This window comes from Marinifilum caeruleilacunae (assembly GCF_013141825.1).
Taxonomy (GTDB): domain Bacteria; phylum Bacteroidota; class Bacteroidia; order Bacteroidales; family Marinifilaceae; genus Marinifilum; species Marinifilum caeruleilacunae.
In genome coordinates this window covers 98,040-113,385 of the sequence record NZ_RZNH01000008.1, presented here as the reverse complement: position 1 = coordinate 113,385, position 15,346 = coordinate 98,040, and the positions used below count along the sequence as shown (strand labels likewise).

The window sequence follows — 15,346 nt, the reverse complement described above, 5'->3', positions numbered from 1 at the left end:
CTATTCGCTAATTCAAAATTCTGTAACGATGATAAAATCAGCTATTCGAATTTTTGGGATTCTTATCCGTGACAAGGAGAAAGAAAATGGTTGTGTTCAAGAGATTCTGGCTCGATATGTAAACTCAATAAAAACCAGGTTAGGGATTTATGAGGTAGAGCATGCAGAAAGTCACCCTTATGGTCTGATGCTAATTCAGGTAATTGGCTCGGCAGAAGATATGGATCGGTTCGAAAAAGAGATCTATGCCATTGAAGGCGTTGAAATTCAACACATGTTTTTCGAACCATAGATGAAAAGAAAATGTCCGGTTTTGCCGGACATTTTTTAGATTGCTTTTTCCAGTTCAATGTAGAAGTTTGCCCCTTTTCCAGGTTCACTTTCGCACCAAACTTTTCCTTTCATTGCTTCCACATACTTTTTCACAATCGAGAGACCAAGGCCTGTCGATTTTTCGCCTCCGGTTGGTTTTGTGCTAAGTCTTTGGAATTTCCCAAACAATTTGCCCTGATCTTCTTTCGATATTCCTGGCCCTTCATCGCTCACCAGCGATCGTACTGTATTACCTTCCTCCCAAATCCTGATGTGAATGTTCTTATTTTTAGGCGAGAACTTAATGGCATTGGATACCAGATTTTCATATACCTGGGTCATGTAATTCGGATCAACAAGGGCATAAGTGTCGTTAGCATCAAGTTTTAATTGTAATTGCTTTTGTTCCAAATGATATTTAAAATGAATATTTACAATCTCGATTAACTTTTTTAGGTTGGTTTTTTCCAGGTGAAGATTAATCGATTTGGATTCGATGACACCAATATCCAGAATCTTTGAGATCATTTCATTCATTCTTTGCAAAGCTCGCAGCATAAATGATACATTCTCCAAATCTTCTTCTTTGTCTTCCTGCTTTAACTTGTCTTGTAAATATTCAGTAATCGATATGGTAGATGTTAAAGGATTTTTCAAATCATGAGCAATAATTCCTATCAAATGGTTCTTTTCGTGATTTAAATCGGTCAACTCAGTATTCTTGACTTGAATTTCTTCCTTTTGCTTTTTGATATCGCTATTGGCTTGTTGCAATCGCTTACTTTGCCGTTCTATTTGTCGGTACGATTGTGCATTTTCAACAGCAATACTTGCATATACGGCAATATTTTGCAATAAAGACAAATGGTAGTTTTGATACGCATTTTTCGCAAAACTTTGAACCGTAATTACACCGGTAACCTTATTTTTGATTTTTAATGGCAGGTAAATAACAGATTGAGGTGTGCCCGACTTTTCAACAGGAATAATTTTTGTGATGTACTTGTGGTATTCCTTCTGTAGGTCGGCAATAAATACATCTTTCTTCTCTTTAAAACAATAAACTGCCAACCTGCTATCATCTTCCAGGGCAAACTCAACTGCATCCAAATTGCTCCCATCTTCTTTTATTCTCGGAAAAACAAGGCTATTGCTTTCTCTCTGATGAATCCCAATTCCAAAAATAGAAGCATCCATCAATTCGTTTACCGATTCGTAAACTGCATCGATAATATTCTCGACAGATAAATTGGCAGTAATTACTTTCCCAATATCGTTCAAATGTATCAGGTTGATATAGGACTTTTGAAGATTTTGAGCCTGTTCTGTAATTTCATCTTTCTGACTTGCCAAAACTTTATTTTGAGCTTCAATTTCAAATTTTTGCTCACGAACCTCTTTTGTTTTCTCGTCTACCAGTTTTTCCAGTTCAATTCTTTTTTGCTGAATACTTCGAATTCGTGCTCGCATGATAAGATATATAACAAGAGCCAATATCAGTGCTGCCAAACTCATAGCCCACCATGTTTTAAACCATGGTGGTCTTATTTTAAAATGATATTCATAAGGATTGGGGGTCCAGAAGCCATCGCTGTTCGAAGCTTTTATTTTAAAAGTATATTCACCTGGAGGTATCCTGGAATAAATGGCTTCGCTTTTGTCGCTTACCGGCGACCAATCCTGATCCAGGCCTTCAAGTTTCCATTTGTATTTCACCTTCTCAGGAGCCTTGTAGCTTAAAGCCTCGAATTTAAAGGTGAGGTGGTGCATATCATGGGTCAGGTTCAAATCTTGTGGCAACGGAAACCATGGATTTACTCCACACATGCATTTGCTGTATTTTTCATCTCTCCAATTTACATTTTGGAAAAACAATTTGATATCAGTTAGCTGGATAATAGGAGGTTTTTCATTCACAATGTCCTTGGTTGGGCTAAACATCATTGCACCATTAATGGTGCCAAACCATAGGTTTCCCTTTTTGTCGATATAATTACATGATCCATTGTTTTCTACGCCAACAAATCCATCATATTTATTGTAATTTCTAATGGTTTCAATCTCACTTTTTTCGTTATAATTGATTCTATCCACACCATTTTGTGCTCCAACCCAAATTGTTCCATTTGCATCTGTCAGGATAGAATAGGCGATATCCGAACTTAGGCCTTCCATGGTGGTTAGATACCTCCATTCGTTGCCATCCCAAATGTTAATTCCACCACTGAAGGTTGCGGCCCAAATATTTCCGTTGGTGTCCTCGCTAACCTGCATTACCCATTTGTAATTCAGGCCATTGGTTTCATCGAAATTAATTACGCTATCTTTTTCGAACATGCTCAAACCCTGAAAGTGTGAAAACCATGCACGATTTTTTGAGTCGACATAAACATTTGTAATCAGGTTTGTCTTTAGCCCATGACTTTGGGTTGAAATTTGAGTTCGTTGGTTGTTTTTATCGTAATGAATCACGCCAAAACCTTGAGTGGTCATCCACAATTCACCATCTTTTTCCAAAATATCAATAACCCCTGTTCCTTGAGGTAAGCCATATCTTAAAGTAACATCTCGGAAAGTGTAGCCATTGAATTCAATCAAACCATTAAAGCCTGCCATAAGTATGTTTCCATTGGGCAGTTCGTAAAAATCTCGTATGTTTAGTAAGCCTGGGTGATCCTGAGGAGTGTATGCTTTTCTTTCATTTTTTTTGTATTGAACAATTCCTTTGCCCGATATGCTAAACCAATAATTGTTTTTTGAATCCTGCATAATGGCACGTACAATATTTCCGCCAACATCATTCGAGAAGTCAAGCGAAAGAAACTTATTGTTGCCATATTTTATCAATCCATTTCCACTGGTAGTCATCCAAATGTTACCTTCCCGATCTTCCAAAATATTGTTTATAAATGGATTGATTAAACCTTTGTTGGCATCAATTATTTTGGCATGTTTATCATCGATTAAATAAATTCCTGTACCAAAAATACTAATCCACAAACGTTTATCGGAATCAAGTGCCATAGAGCCAAAATTCTGTGGAGGTGTGTCAACAGGAAGATCAATTTTTACTGGTTGACCGTCTTGCATTTTGTAGAACACAAGGCCATAATTCATAATGAAATTCGAAAACCACATTTGATTTTGATCATCAACCAAAGCCGGAAAAATAATTTGCCCCTGGAATTCGGGTAGGTCGTTAAGGGGCGACCTGTATAAGCTGTCGTCTTTATATTCAAATAAGCCATCAAGGGTAGCGATATAGATCGTACCCAAATTGTCCATGAGAATATTTCTAACCTGGGTTCTGTTCAGGACATCTTTGTGTTCTTCGATAAAATCCTTGAATTGACCTTTTTCACGATATAGGATTTGCCTGTTGGCCTGGTCTACACCCATAGCCCATATTCTGCCTTTTTTATCTTCCAGGATATTAAAATATACTGCGTTCGGAACATTATCGGTATCATCGTAATTTTTAAAGGAAACGCCATTAAAACTGCTGATTCCAACACTTGTTCCTATCCAGAGATTTTCTTTAGAATCCTGGTGCAAAGCCCTGATGTTATTATCGGCTAAACCATGGCGCCTGTCATAAGAAATAAATTCTTTGCCATTAAAACGAGAAATACCACCACCATTGGTGCCAAGCCATAAATTTCCTTTTTTGTCTTGAATTAAACTAAAAACTTCCGATTGCGGTAAACCTTCTTCTAAAGAATAGTTTTGGAAGCTGTATTGTTGTGCTTTGGAATGATGATTGGGGAGTAAAATCAAACAAAGAACCATTAAAAACACCACAAAATATCTCATAATACTCCTTTAATTGTAACTGAATCTGCTAATGCATTTTAAGGTACAATTTTTTTGAAGGAATTGAAAGTCTTTGTGCTAGCTTTATAAGCTGTTTTTTGTTATCGACTTGTTAATATTATCAGGAACTTATTTTTTGGTTCTGTTGGCGTAATGTTTAGAATCTCCCCATTGTCCGTATCCAATTTCGCCATCAGCCATATTGATTCTTGCCTCCATGCAATTTGTGCAGTCATCCGCTCCTTCGTCGATACAAGGCTTGTTTTGATACAACAGGTAATTGGCACGCTCCTGTGTTGGAGTAATGTTTGGCATGATAATGTTGGCACCAATTCTTAAGGCCTTCTCTCTTCCTAATGGGTCAATTGCCTGTAAAGCTGTTGCCGAAGCAATATTGATATCTTTCATTAAAATTCGCAATACTGCAATCATTCTTAGAGTCAGCCTAAAGCGATCATTCAAACTCATTAATTTGTCGCGATGCTCATATAGCGGCGTTTCATCATGTTCAATAAAGGGGCCCATACCCACCATGTCGATATCGAATTCTTTCATAAACAACAGGTCGTTGGCCAAATCTTCATAGGTTTGAAATGGAATCCCAACCATAACACCAGTGCCGGTTTGGTAGCCTATATCCTGCAAGCTTTTTAGGCATGCAAGCCTTGTATCGTGAGCATGGTTTTCATTCTGTGGGTGAATTTTCTCATACAATTCACGATTGCTCGATTCAATGCGCAACAGGTAACGGTGAGCTCCAGCATCGTACCAACGCTGATAGGTTTCTTTTGTTTGCTCGCCCAGAGAAATGGTGATTCCCAATTCGTTATTGCTAAGCTTCTTAATTTCTTTTAAAAGATTCTCAATCCGATCAACAAATTGCTTATCAGATCTTTCTCCCGATTGAAGAACAACAGATCCATAATTGTTGTCGTAAGCAAATTTTGCCGCTTTTAGTATTTCTTCATCTGCAATGTCGTAACGGTCTACGTTTTTGTTGCCTGCCCTGATACCGCAGTATAAACAATCTTTTTTGCAGATGTTTGAGAATTCAACCAATCCACGGAAGTATACATTCTTTCCGATATATTTTAGCTTGATTTCCGATGATTTAGCAAATAAGGCCTTTTCATCGTCACCACTGGATTGTAAGAGTTGAATTATGTTTTCTTTTGTTAAAGAATCTTGCTCAAGAATTTGTTGAATACTTTTTGACATTGGATTTTATATCTGTTGTTTCACCGACAAAAATACTCATAAAATTCTAGCTTTTTGTACCATTCGATACATTTTGGAATAAAGCACTCTTTAATCTGAATATAATATTTTTCGAAATCGTTTGAGATAAAAGAAGATAGCTCAGTTTCTAAATAGCATTATTAATAAGTTAAAATTTAAATTTTACTTACGGATTGTTTGGTAAATCAGCATAATAGCAGCAGATTATTACTATATTTGTCGCAAAATCGCAAAATTATAAACAACGAAAAATGATAAACGAACAATTACTTAACCCCCAAAGTATAGTCGTAGTTGGAGGTTCCGATGATGTACAAAAGCCTGGCGGAAAGGTTTTAAAGAACCTGATTGATGGAGATTTTAAAGGCGAGCTTTTTGTGGCAAATCCAAAATTGGATGAAGTGCAAGGAATTAAGTCATTTAAAGATCCTAAAGATCTGCCTAATGTTGACCTGGCAATTTTGGCCATTGCAGCTAAATTTTGTCCATCAACTATTAAATTTTTAGCGGAAGAAAGAAATACTCGTGCCTTCATCATTTTGTCAGCTGGATTTAGTGAAGAAAACGAAGAAGGCGCAAAACTGGAGCAAGAAATTGTTGATACAGTAAACTCGGTAGGTGGATCATTAATTGGTCCTAACTGTGTTGGTGTATTGAATTCAAACTATAATGGTGTTTTCACGACTCCAATTCCAAGTCTTGATCCAAAAGGATGTGATTTCATTTCTGGATCTGGTGCTACAGCTGTATTTATTATGGAGTCGGGTGTACCTAAAGGATTATCGTTCTCTAGCGTATACTCTGTTGGGAATTCAGCACAAATGGGTGTTGAGGAAATTTTAAAATATTTAGATGAAAGTTTCGATCCTGAAACAAGCTCGAAGGTGAAACTTTTATATGTTGAAAATATCGATAAGCCTGAAATGCTATTGAAGCATGCATCATCTTTAATCCGTAAAGGATGTAAGATTGCAGCTGTAAAATCGGGTAGCTCGGAAGCTGGTAGCCGCGCGGCATCGTCGCACACAGGTGCTTTGGCCAGTTCAGATGTAGCTGTTGATGCTCTATTTAAAAAAGCTGGTATCGTTCGTTGTAGCGGTCGTGAAGAGTTGGCAACAGTTGCTTCCATTTTTATGCACCCTGAATTAGAAGGCAAAAACATTGCAGTAATCACTCATGCTGGTGGTCCGGCGGTAATGTTAACCGATGCTTTGTCAAACAATGGTTTGGATGTTCCTCATATCGAAGGCCCAAAAGCAGATGCATTGCTTGAGAAGCTTTACCCAGGTTCATCGGTATCGAATCCTATCGACTTTTTGGCAACAGGTACTGCTCAGCAACTGGGTGATATTATCGATGCTTGTGATAAAGATTTTGACAATATCGATGCCATGGCTGTAATTTTTGGTAGCCCTGGTCTGTTCCCGGTTTACGATGTTTACGATCTGCTTCACGAAAAAATGAAGGAGTGCAAGAAGCCAATTTACCCGATTCTTCCTTCGGTAATTAATGTGAAGGACGAGATTGAACACTTCCTTGCTAAGGGAAGAATCAATTTCCCAGATGAGGTTGTGTTTGGTAATGCATTGGCTAAAGTATTCAATACTCCAAAGCCACAGCCGGAAGAAATTGAAATGCCTGATGTTGATGTAGCTGGAATTCGCAAGATTGTTGATGAGGCTGAAAATGGATATTTAAGTCCGGAACAAATTCACGCTTTATTGGATGCAGCAGGAATTGCTCGTGCTAAAGAAGGAGTTGCTGATACCGAAGAAGAGGTTGTAGCTTTGGCTAAAGAAATTGGTTTCCCATTGGTAATGAAAGTTGTTGGACCAGTTCACAAATCGGATGTGGGAGGTGTAACCTTGAATGTGAAAGATGAGGAAACAGTTCGTTCTGAATTCAAAAGAATGATGCAGATCAAGGATACCTACGCAGTAATGCTGGCTCAGATGTTAAGCGGTACAGAGGTATTTATCGGATCGAAACGTGAAGAAAAATTCGGTCACATGGTATTGTGTGGTCTTGGAGGAATCTTTATCGAGGTACTAAAAGATGTGAAAGCTTCCCTGGCACCAATTTCTACCGAAGAGGCACACGAAATGATTCAAGGATTAAATTCTTACGGAATTATTAAAGGTGTAAGAGGTCAGGAACCAGTAAACGAAGATCGATTTGCCGAAGCAGTAACTCGTGTAGCTGCTTTAATGAAAATTGCTCCGGAAATCTTCGAAATGGATTTGAACCCATTGTTGGGTAACAAAGATGCTGTAACAGCTGTTGATGCGCGTATCAGAATCGAAAAAGAATAATTGATTGAATGTAAAAGCTGTTAGCAATAGGATTGCCAAATGCTGACAGCTGATTTTAAAAATATTTGCTATGAGAAAGTGGAAGGATCTGACGAAGAATGAAAAAATGATGATCAGTTTTGTGATCATTCTGTTAATTGGGATCGCCATAAAATGGAAAGATGTCAAAACAGGTTTCTTCAAAGGTCTCGAAAACTACACAGAGCAATCGGAAAAATAAAAACAATAGCATGGGATTAATTCTCATGCTATTTGTGTTCAAAACACATCTAACTATAAAACAATGAAAAAACAAGATGTCATTTTTTGGCTGGGATTCATCTTATTGTTCCTGCCATTTTTTGTGTCTCAAACTGTATTCGATTTTTATATCGATTTTAATAAAGAACATGGCATGATCACCAGCTTTATCAAGTTTGCCATACTGGCAACCATTGGTGAAGTAATCGGATTACGAATCAGAACAGGGAATTATTATCAGAAAGGTTTTGGAGTAATTCCTCGTGCAATTGTATGGGGATTTTTAGGGCTTACCATTAAGCTGGCCTTTGTTATTTTTGCAACCGGAACACCAATTTTCTTATCGTATTTGGGAGTTGAGGGAGCTGTAGAGGCAATGAAACAACCTTTTACGGGAACAAAACTATTGGTAGCTTTCTGCATTAGTGCATTTATGAACCTGATTTATGCCCCAGTAATGATGACCCTGCACAAGATCACCGATACACATATTGTGGATAATGGTGGAACAGTTGTGGGATTGCTACGTCCGATAAAATTTTCAAACATTTTTGTGAACCTGAACTGGGATGTTCAATGGAATTTTGTCTTCAAAAAAACAATTCCATTTTTCTGGATTCCTGCTCACACAATTACCTTCTTGCTTCCTCCTGATTTCCAGGTTTTATTTGCAGCCGTACTGGGTATTGTATTGGGCGTATTGCTTGCGATTGCTAGTTTGAAAAGTGCCAAATAGTTTTAACTTTGTAAGTAGAAACAAGAAACACACTAACATAAAAATATTGTCCTATGAGTAAGATTGGATTGTTTTACGGACCTGAAGGCGGAAATGTGGATAAGGTCGCTAAGATTGTAGCTGAAAAGATCACAACGAAAGAAGTTGAATTGCATTTGGTTAAGGAAACAGAAGCTGAAAAGTTAAATGAGTATTCAAATATCATTTTTGGAATTTCAACGCTTGGAAAGCATACCTGGTCATCAGATAATTCTGGAAATGATTGGGATAACTTTTTACCAAAGCTAAATACTTTAGATCTAAAAGGTAAAAAAGTTGCTCTTTTTGGCTTAGGTGATCATATCGCTTACGCTGATTTCTTTGTTGATTCGATGGGAGATTTGGCTGAAGCAATTCAACCAACCGGAGCCGAAATGATTGGCCAGGTTAGCGATGAAGGATATGAATTCAATGAATCAAGGGCTTTTGTAGATGGTAAATTTGTTGGTCTGCCATTGGATGAAGACTTTGAATCGGATCTTACCGAAGAAAGGGTAGAGAAATGGTTGGAAGCTATTCTTCCTGAGTTCGAATAATGAACTGTAAGAATTGAAAATATAAAAGGCTGACGGGGTACCGATCAGCCTTTTTCAATTTGTAAGTATTTCACTCGTTGTTGTAATGAATTGAAACATTTAAAACGATTACTTTGTTTAGATTGCAATCAAATAAGGGTTTGATGTTTTAATTTGTTATTAAATTTCGTAAAATTGCATAAAATTAGTAAGGTGAGTAATAGGAGATGCTTAAAATCTGAAAGGAGATCGGATATTTAATGGCAGAAAACTCACAAACTATTAACCTTAACCACAGAAAAATAAAGAGAAATGGAAAATACCCCTATAAATAAACAGATTGTTGATAAGCAATTAGAATATTGTGGAATCAAGAATATGGCGGATGCAACAATTCGCGACATCGTGCGTGTTGTAAATTTAATTCAGGAGGAAAGCGGAGAGAAGTTCATTAGAATGGAAATGGGCGTTCCTGGATTAAGACCTGCTAAAGTGGGTATTGAAGCAGAAAAGAAAGCTTTGGAAGAAGGAGCTGCTTCTGCTTATCCTATGTTGGAAGGTGTAAAGGCGCTTAAAGAAGAAGGATCTCGTTTCGTGAAGAATTTCATGAATATCGATATTAAACCTGAAGGCATTGTTCCAACCGTTGGTTCGATGCAAGGTGGGTATGCTGCTTTTATGGCAATCGGATCATGCGATCCTAAAAAAGATACAATTCTTTTTATAGATCCAGGTTTCCCGGTTCAGAAAACTCAGTTGGAAGTAATGGGACAGAAGTACGAATCGTTTGATGTGTACAATTACAGGGGAGAAAAACTGAGAGAAAAATTAGAAGAATTCTTAGCCAAAGGAAATATTGCGGGAATGATTTACTCAAATCCTAACAACCCGGCATGGATTTGTTTCAACGAAGAAGAATTGAGAATTATTGGTGAGTTAGCCAATAAATACGATACCATTGTAATGGAAGACCTTGCATACTTTGCAATGGATTTCCGTTCTGATCTTGGTAAGCCAGGAGTTGCTCCTTATCAGCCAAGTGTTGCCAATTATACCGACAACTATGTGTTGATGATTTCAAGCTCAAAAGCATTTAGTTATGCAGGACAAAGAATTGGTTTGCTTTGTATGTCGGACAAATTGTACAGCAGAAAATTCGATAATCTGGCCAAAAGATTTGGTGGTACAGGCGAGTTTGGATACACCATTATTTATAGAATCATTTACACACTTTCATCAGGAACAGCTCATTCGGCACAGTACGCACTTTGTGCAATGTTGAAAGCTGCCAACGAAGGAAGCTTCGATTTTATTAATGATGTGAAAGAATATGGGGAAAGAGCCCAAATCATGAAGAAGATGTTCCTTGAAAATGGTTTCGAACTGGTTTACGATACCGATGTAAATGTTCCTTTAGCAGATGGATTTTACTTTACAGTTTCATATCCAGGACTTACGGGAGCCGAATTAAATAAAGAATTGTTGTACTACGGCATTTCAGCAATTTGTTTGAATGAAACAGGTAGCTTAAAAGAAGGACTAAGAGCTTGTGTTTCTCAAATTTCTCGCGATCAATTCAAAGACCTTGAATTCAGATTGAAAGAGTTTGAAAAACACCATCAATTGGAAAGTAAATTAAGCTAAAAAAAGATATAATGTTTTAATCCTTAATGGATTATATTATTTAGATTGGATGTAAATTCCAGTGTTTAGGTGTAAGGAGTTGAAATTCAGTTAATTTAAGAGGATGATAAATTGAAAGCAGAATCGTTAAAATCGCTTTTAATTTGTTACCTTTAGAGAGTAAAAACATTTAATTTTTAATTATAAATGCTATGGCAAAATTTAAAGGTGCTATTGTAGTTGATACCGAAAAATGTAAAGGATGTGGCCTTTGTGTAGTGTCTTGTCCGACAGCGGTTATCGAACTGGCAAGAGGAGTAAATGGTAAAGGTTATCATTACGCTCATATGGCCAATCCAGATGCTTGTATTGGTTGTTCAAGCTGTGGCTTGGTTTGTCCTGATACTGTAATCACAGTTTACAGAGCCAAGGCTAGCTAGTACAATAAGTACTTATTACTCAAATCTGAAAAATTTATAAAAATATTCGTAATGGGAGACGTTCGTTTAATGAAAGGAAATGAGGTAATTGCAGAAGCAGCTATTCGCTGTGGTTGCGATGGATATTTCGGTTATCCAATTACTCCTCAATCCGAAATTATGGAGACCCTAATGATCCGCAGACCAGAAGAAGAAACTGGTATGGTGGTTCTGCAAGCTGAGAGTGAAGTTGCTGCTATTAACATGGTTTATGGTGGAGCTTCTTGCGGTAAAAAAGTAATGACTTCTTCATCAAGTCCTGGTATTAGTTTGAAAGCTGAAGGGATTACTTATTTGGCAGGTGCTGAGCTTCCTGCATTAATTGTAAATATTGTACGAGGAGGCCCAGGATTGGGTACAATCCAGCCAGCTCAGTCAGATTATTTTCAGGCAGTTAAAGGTGGTGGTCACGGCGATTACAAATTGATCGTTTTAGCACCAGCTTCTGTTCAGGAAATGAATGATTTTGTTGACCTAGGGTTCGAACTTTCATTTAAATACTTAAATCCAGCTATGATTCTATCTGATGGTGTAATTGGTCAGATGATGGAAAAAGTTGAATTGGCTGATTATAAGCCTCGTTGGACCGATGAAGAAATTGAAAAGATTTCTGGATCATGGGCAACCAATGGTAAAAAAGCTGGAAGCGAACGTAATATTTCTACTTCTCTTGATTTGGATTCTGCTAAACAAGAGGTGTTTAACCACAAACTTCAAGCGAAATATCGCGCTATGGAAGAGAACGATGTTCGTTACGAGAAGTTTGAGTGTGACGATGCTGAATATTTATTTGTTGCTTATGGTTCAAGTGCAAGAATTTGCCAGAAATCAGTAGAGCTTGCAAGAGAAAAAGGCATTAAAGTTGGATTGCTTCGTCCGATAACTCTATTCCCTTATCCAACAAAACAAATTCAGGAAATGTTGGGACAAGTTAAGGGTATCCTATCTGTAGAAATGAGTGCTGGTCAGATGGTAGAAGACGTAAGATTGGCAGTAAATGGTAAAGTTCCTGTAGAACACTTCGGACGCTATGGTGGAATCATTCCTACTCCAGAAGAAGTTGTGGAAGCATTGGAAGAAAAAATTTTAGGAAAATAAGTTATGACAGCAACAACTGAGATCAATAATATTATTAGCGAAGAGAACTTGGTTTACAAAAAAACCAGTGTTCTTTTAGATAACGAAATGCACTATTGCCCAGGTTGTACACATGGTGTAATTCACAAGGTAATTGCTGAAGTTATCGAAGAAATGGATATTCAGGATAAGACAATTGGTGTTTCGCCAGTAGGTTGTTCTGTATTAGCCTATAACTATTTGGATATTGACTGGCAACAAGCAGCTCACGGTCGTGCTCCTGCATTGGCTACTGCTACCGCTCGTTTAATGCCGGATAAATATGTATTTACTTACCAGGGTGATGGTGACTTGGCATCTATCGGATGTGCAGAAATTATTCACGCTTGTAACCGTGGTGAAAACATTGTTGTTGTTTTTGTGAACAACGCAATTTACGGTATGACTGGTGGTCAGATGGCTCCAACTACTTTGGATGGTCAGGTGACTGCAACATCTCCTTACGGACGTGACTGTGGTTCTACAGGTGCTCCAATGAAAATTAGCGAGATGGTAAGCTTGCTACCAGGTACACGTTTTGTAACTCGTCAGTCTGCAGAAACAGCAGGAGCAGTTAGAAAATTGAAAAAAGCAATCCGTAAAGGATTTGAAAATACAAGAGAGAAAAAAGGTCTTTCTTTCATCGAAATTGTAGGTACTTGTAGTTCTGGTTGGAAATTGTCTCCAACTCAATCTAACGAGTGGATGAAAGAAAATATGTTCCCTTACTATCCATTGGGTACATTAAAAGATGAATAGAACTCCATTTTAAATCAATAAAAACTGTAAAAAAATGACAGAAGAAATTATCATTGCAGGATTTGGTGGTCAAGGTGTACTTTCAATGGGTAAAATTTTAGCTTACTCAGGTATTATGCAAGATCAGGAAGTATCATGGATGCCATCATATGGTCCTGAGATGCGTGGAGGTACTGCTAACGTAACAGTAATCTTAAGTGATGACAGAATTAGTTCACCTGTTTTGAAGAAGTTTGATACAGCTATCATTCTAAATCAGCAGTCAATGGATAAATTCGAAAGCGATATTAAGCCAGGTGGAACATTGCTATATGATCCAAACGGTATCACTCGTCATCCGGAAAGAGATGACATTAACATTTATAAGATTCCTGGTGCTGCATTAGCTGCAGAAATGGGAAATCCTAAGACTTTTAACATGATTATTTTGGGTGGATTCTTAAATGTGAAGCCTATTGTTAAGATCGAAAATGTTAAGAAAGGTTTGGAAAAATCATTACCTGAACGTCACCACAAATTAATTCCATTAAATATTGAAGCAATTCAAAAAGGAATTGATAGTGTTGAGACAGTTGTAGCTCTGTAATCACAACAGACCTAACATATATTTCAATAGCGAAGAGGAGTTCTAAGGAGCTCCTCTTTTTTTTGTTTGTAATTAACAAATATTAACCCTTTTGTTTAGTAGAAATGATTTAACTGTAACAAAGCCACTTTTATCGAGTTAAATCAGGGTTCATCCAAAAAAATTGACATTCAATACAGAATCATCTAATATTGTTTACTGTTTTAAGATTAGAATAATCAATTTTTTAATGTAAATAATATCAAATGATGATGAAAAAGCTTCTACTGCTTTCATTGCTGGTAGTTACGGTACTGGCAAGTGGCTTTTCCCAAAGCGGAAAAATTGAGTTCGAAGAGTACGATTTGGACAATGGTCTGCATGTGATCTTGCAGCAGGACCACACCACTCCAAATATCGTAGTTTCGGTAATGTATCACGTAGGATCGAAAAATGAGAATCCAGAACTTACCGGATTTGCTCATTTTTTCGAGCACTTAATGTTCGAAGGAACCAAAAATATTCCTCGTCACCAGTACGACAAATATGTATCGAGAGCTGGTGGTGAATTGAATGCAAATACTTCGACGGACAGAACGTATTATTTTGAAATGTTACCATCCAACCAGTTGGCCTTAGGTTTATGGTTAGAGTCGGAAAGAATGCTTCATGCAAAAGTTGAAGAAATTGGTATCAAGACTCAAAAAGGCGTTGTAATTCAAGAGAAAAAACAACGTTACGACAATCCTCCTTATGGTACAATCCTTCCACAAACTATGGCACATGCTTACGAAAAGCACCCATACCGTTGGACTCCTATTGGAGATGAGAACCATATCCGTAATGCGAAAAACGAAGACTTTATCAACTTTTATAAAGAATTCTATGTACCAAACAATGCTGTTTTAACCATTTGTGGTGATTTTGATAAAGCAGAAGCTAAAAAATTGGTAAACGATTATTTTGCTGAAATTCCTAAAGGAACTAAGGAGATTTACAGACCAAATATTGTTGAGCCAAAGAAAACTGCTGAGGTAAGAGATACAGTATTCGATAATATCCAGCTTCCTGCTGTGATTCAGGCTTACCATATCCCAGCAGTTGGAACAAAAGATTTTTATGCAGTAGATATGCTATCGAAATTGATGACCGACGGTAAAAGTTCTCGTTTGTACAAAGAATTGGTTGACAAGCAGCAAAAAGCAATTCAGCTAATGGCTTTCCCAATGCCTTACGAAGATCCAGGTTTGACTTTGGCTTTTGGTATTCCAAACATGGGTGTAGATCCTAAAGCTTTAGAGGACGAAATGGATAAGCAATTTGCAGTGGTTAGGGACGAATTGATTTCTGATAGAGAATTTCAAAAGTTAAGAAACAAGATCGAGAATGAACTTGTTGGATCTAACGCAACCATTGCCGATAGAGCAGAGAACCTTGCTACAGCTTATACCTACTTTAAAGATACCGAGAGAGTAAATAAGGAATTGGACAAGTACTTCGCAGTAACAAAAGAAGATATCCGAAGTGTAGCGAAGAAATATTTTGTTCCAGAAAACAGGGTAGTTCTTTACTATTTGCCTAAGCAAAAATAATTTTGA

The 15,346-nt window shown here is 37.3% G+C and carries 13 protein-coding genes; 11 read left to right on the top strand and 2 right to left on the bottom strand.

Translation table 11 applies throughout. The features are described from left to right. Positions 1-28: 28 nt before the first annotated feature. Positions 29-292, top strand: coding sequence for a hypothetical protein (locus ELS83_RS07115; protein WP_171594844.1), 264 nt, complete (start codon positions 29-31; stop codon positions 290-292). 35 nt (positions 293-327) lie between these two features. Here ELS83_RS07115 and ELS83_RS07110 read toward each other — a convergent pair whose 3' ends face one another. Both ELS83_RS07110 and hydE read right to left on the bottom strand, forming a co-directional pair. Further along, a complete protein-coding gene (locus tag ELS83_RS07110) occupies positions 328-4,125 on the bottom strand; it encodes a sensor histidine kinase (protein WP_171594843.1) in 3,798 nt (1,265 codons plus the stop codon). A gap of 129 nt (positions 4,126-4,254) precedes the next feature. Continuing rightward, positions 4,255-5,343, bottom strand: coding sequence for a [FeFe] hydrogenase H-cluster radical SAM maturase HydE (hydE, locus tag ELS83_RS07105; protein WP_171594842.1), 1,089 nt, complete (start codon positions 5,341-5,343; stop codon positions 4,255-4,257). A gap of 272 nt (positions 5,344-5,615) precedes the next feature. Between hydE and ELS83_RS07100 the strand changes: the two genes are divergently transcribed. The 10 genes from ELS83_RS07100 to ELS83_RS07055 all read left to right on the top strand — a co-directional run bounded on the left by ELS83_RS07100 (position 5,616) and on the right by ELS83_RS07055 (position 15,340). After that, a complete protein-coding gene (locus ELS83_RS07100) occupies positions 5,616-7,676 on the top strand; it encodes an acetate--CoA ligase family protein (RefSeq protein ID WP_171594841.1) in 2,061 nt (686 codons plus the stop codon). 70 nt (positions 7,677-7,746) lie between these two features. Beyond that, entirely contained in the window at positions 7,747-7,896 is a 150-nt protein-coding gene (locus ELS83_RS07095) for a hypothetical protein (protein ID WP_171594840.1), read from the top strand. A gap of 63 nt (positions 7,897-7,959) precedes the next feature. After that, on the top strand, positions 7,960-8,652 hold the full coding sequence (locus ELS83_RS07090; protein WP_171594839.1) for a hypothetical protein: 693 nt from the start codon (positions 7,960-7,962) through the stop codon (positions 8,650-8,652). A gap of 53 nt (positions 8,653-8,705) precedes the next feature. Beyond that, positions 8,706-9,227 carry a flavodoxin gene (locus ELS83_RS07085; RefSeq protein WP_171594838.1) on the top strand — a complete coding sequence of 174 codons (522 nt, stop codon included), beginning with the start codon at positions 8,706-8,708 and terminating at the stop codon, positions 9,225-9,227. 291 nt (positions 9,228-9,518) lie between these two features. After that, positions 9,519-10,850, top strand: a complete 1,332-nt coding sequence (locus ELS83_RS07080; RefSeq protein ID WP_171594837.1) for an aminotransferase class I/II-fold pyridoxal phosphate-dependent enzyme — start codon at positions 9,519-9,521, stop codon at positions 10,848-10,850. Positions 10,851-11,041: 191 nt separating this feature from the next. Beyond that, the gene (locus tag ELS83_RS07075; RefSeq protein WP_054716272.1) at positions 11,042-11,269 is read left to right on the top strand and encodes a 4Fe-4S dicluster domain-containing protein; all 228 of its coding nucleotides are present in this window, start codon (positions 11,042-11,044) and stop codon (positions 11,267-11,269) included. 51 nt (positions 11,270-11,320) lie between these two features. Further along, positions 11,321-12,406 (top strand): 3-methyl-2-oxobutanoate dehydrogenase subunit VorB, encoded by a 1,086-nt coding sequence (locus tag ELS83_RS07070; protein WP_171594836.1) that lies wholly within the window; start codon positions 11,321-11,323, stop codon positions 12,404-12,406. Between the two features lie 3 nt (positions 12,407-12,409). Beyond that, positions 12,410-13,183 (top strand): thiamine pyrophosphate-dependent enzyme, encoded by a 774-nt coding sequence (locus ELS83_RS07065; protein ID WP_171594835.1) that lies wholly within the window; start codon positions 12,410-12,412, stop codon positions 13,181-13,183. 34 nt (positions 13,184-13,217) lie between these two features. Then, positions 13,218-13,769, top strand: coding sequence for a 2-oxoacid:ferredoxin oxidoreductase subunit gamma family protein (locus ELS83_RS07060; protein ID WP_171594834.1), 552 nt, complete (start codon positions 13,218-13,220; stop codon positions 13,767-13,769). Between the two features lie 251 nt (positions 13,770-14,020). Further along, complete coding sequence (locus ELS83_RS07055) at positions 14,021-15,340, top strand: M16 family metallopeptidase (RefSeq protein WP_171594833.1); 1,320 nt, start codon at positions 14,021-14,023, stop codon at positions 15,338-15,340. Positions 15,341-15,346: the final 6 nt, after the last annotated feature.

What these genes read in the sequence shown, in the direction of transcription:
- ELS83_RS07090 (WP_171594839.1), top strand. Translation starts at nt 7,960, where the DNA reads ATGAAAAAACAAGATGTCATTTTTTGGCTGGGATTCATCTTATTGTTC.
- ELS83_RS07110 (WP_171594843.1), bottom strand. Translation starts at nt 4,125, where the DNA reads ATGAGATATTTTGTGGTGTTTTTAATGGTTCTTTGTTTGATTTTACTC.
- ELS83_RS07070 (WP_171594836.1), top strand. Translation starts at nt 11,321, where the DNA reads ATGGGAGACGTTCGTTTAATGAAAGGAAATGAGGTAATTGCAGAAGCA.
- ELS83_RS07115 (WP_171594844.1), top strand. Translation starts at nt 29, where the DNA reads ATGATAAAATCAGCTATTCGAATTTTTGGGATTCTTATCCGTGACAAG.
- ELS83_RS07065 (WP_171594835.1), top strand. Translation starts at nt 12,410, where the DNA reads ATGACAGCAACAACTGAGATCAATAATATTATTAGCGAAGAGAACTTG.
- ELS83_RS07055 (WP_171594833.1), top strand. Translation starts at nt 14,021, where the DNA reads ATGAAAAAGCTTCTACTGCTTTCATTGCTGGTAGTTACGGTACTGGCA.
- ELS83_RS07080 (WP_171594837.1), top strand. Translation starts at nt 9,519, where the DNA reads ATGGAAAATACCCCTATAAATAAACAGATTGTTGATAAGCAATTAGAA.
- hydE (WP_171594842.1), bottom strand. Translation starts at nt 5,343, where the DNA reads ATGTCAAAAAGTATTCAACAAATTCTTGAGCAAGATTCTTTAACAAAA.
- ELS83_RS07095 (WP_171594840.1), top strand. Translation starts at nt 7,747, where the DNA reads ATGAGAAAGTGGAAGGATCTGACGAAGAATGAAAAAATGATGATCAGT.
- ELS83_RS07060 (WP_171594834.1), top strand. Translation starts at nt 13,218, where the DNA reads ATGACAGAAGAAATTATCATTGCAGGATTTGGTGGTCAAGGTGTACTT.
- ELS83_RS07100 (WP_171594841.1), top strand. Translation starts at nt 5,616, where the DNA reads ATGATAAACGAACAATTACTTAACCCCCAAAGTATAGTCGTAGTTGGA.
- ELS83_RS07085 (WP_171594838.1), top strand. Translation starts at nt 8,706, where the DNA reads ATGAGTAAGATTGGATTGTTTTACGGACCTGAAGGCGGAAATGTGGAT.
- ELS83_RS07075 (WP_054716272.1), top strand. Translation starts at nt 11,042, where the DNA reads ATGGCAAAATTTAAAGGTGCTATTGTAGTTGATACCGAAAAATGTAAA.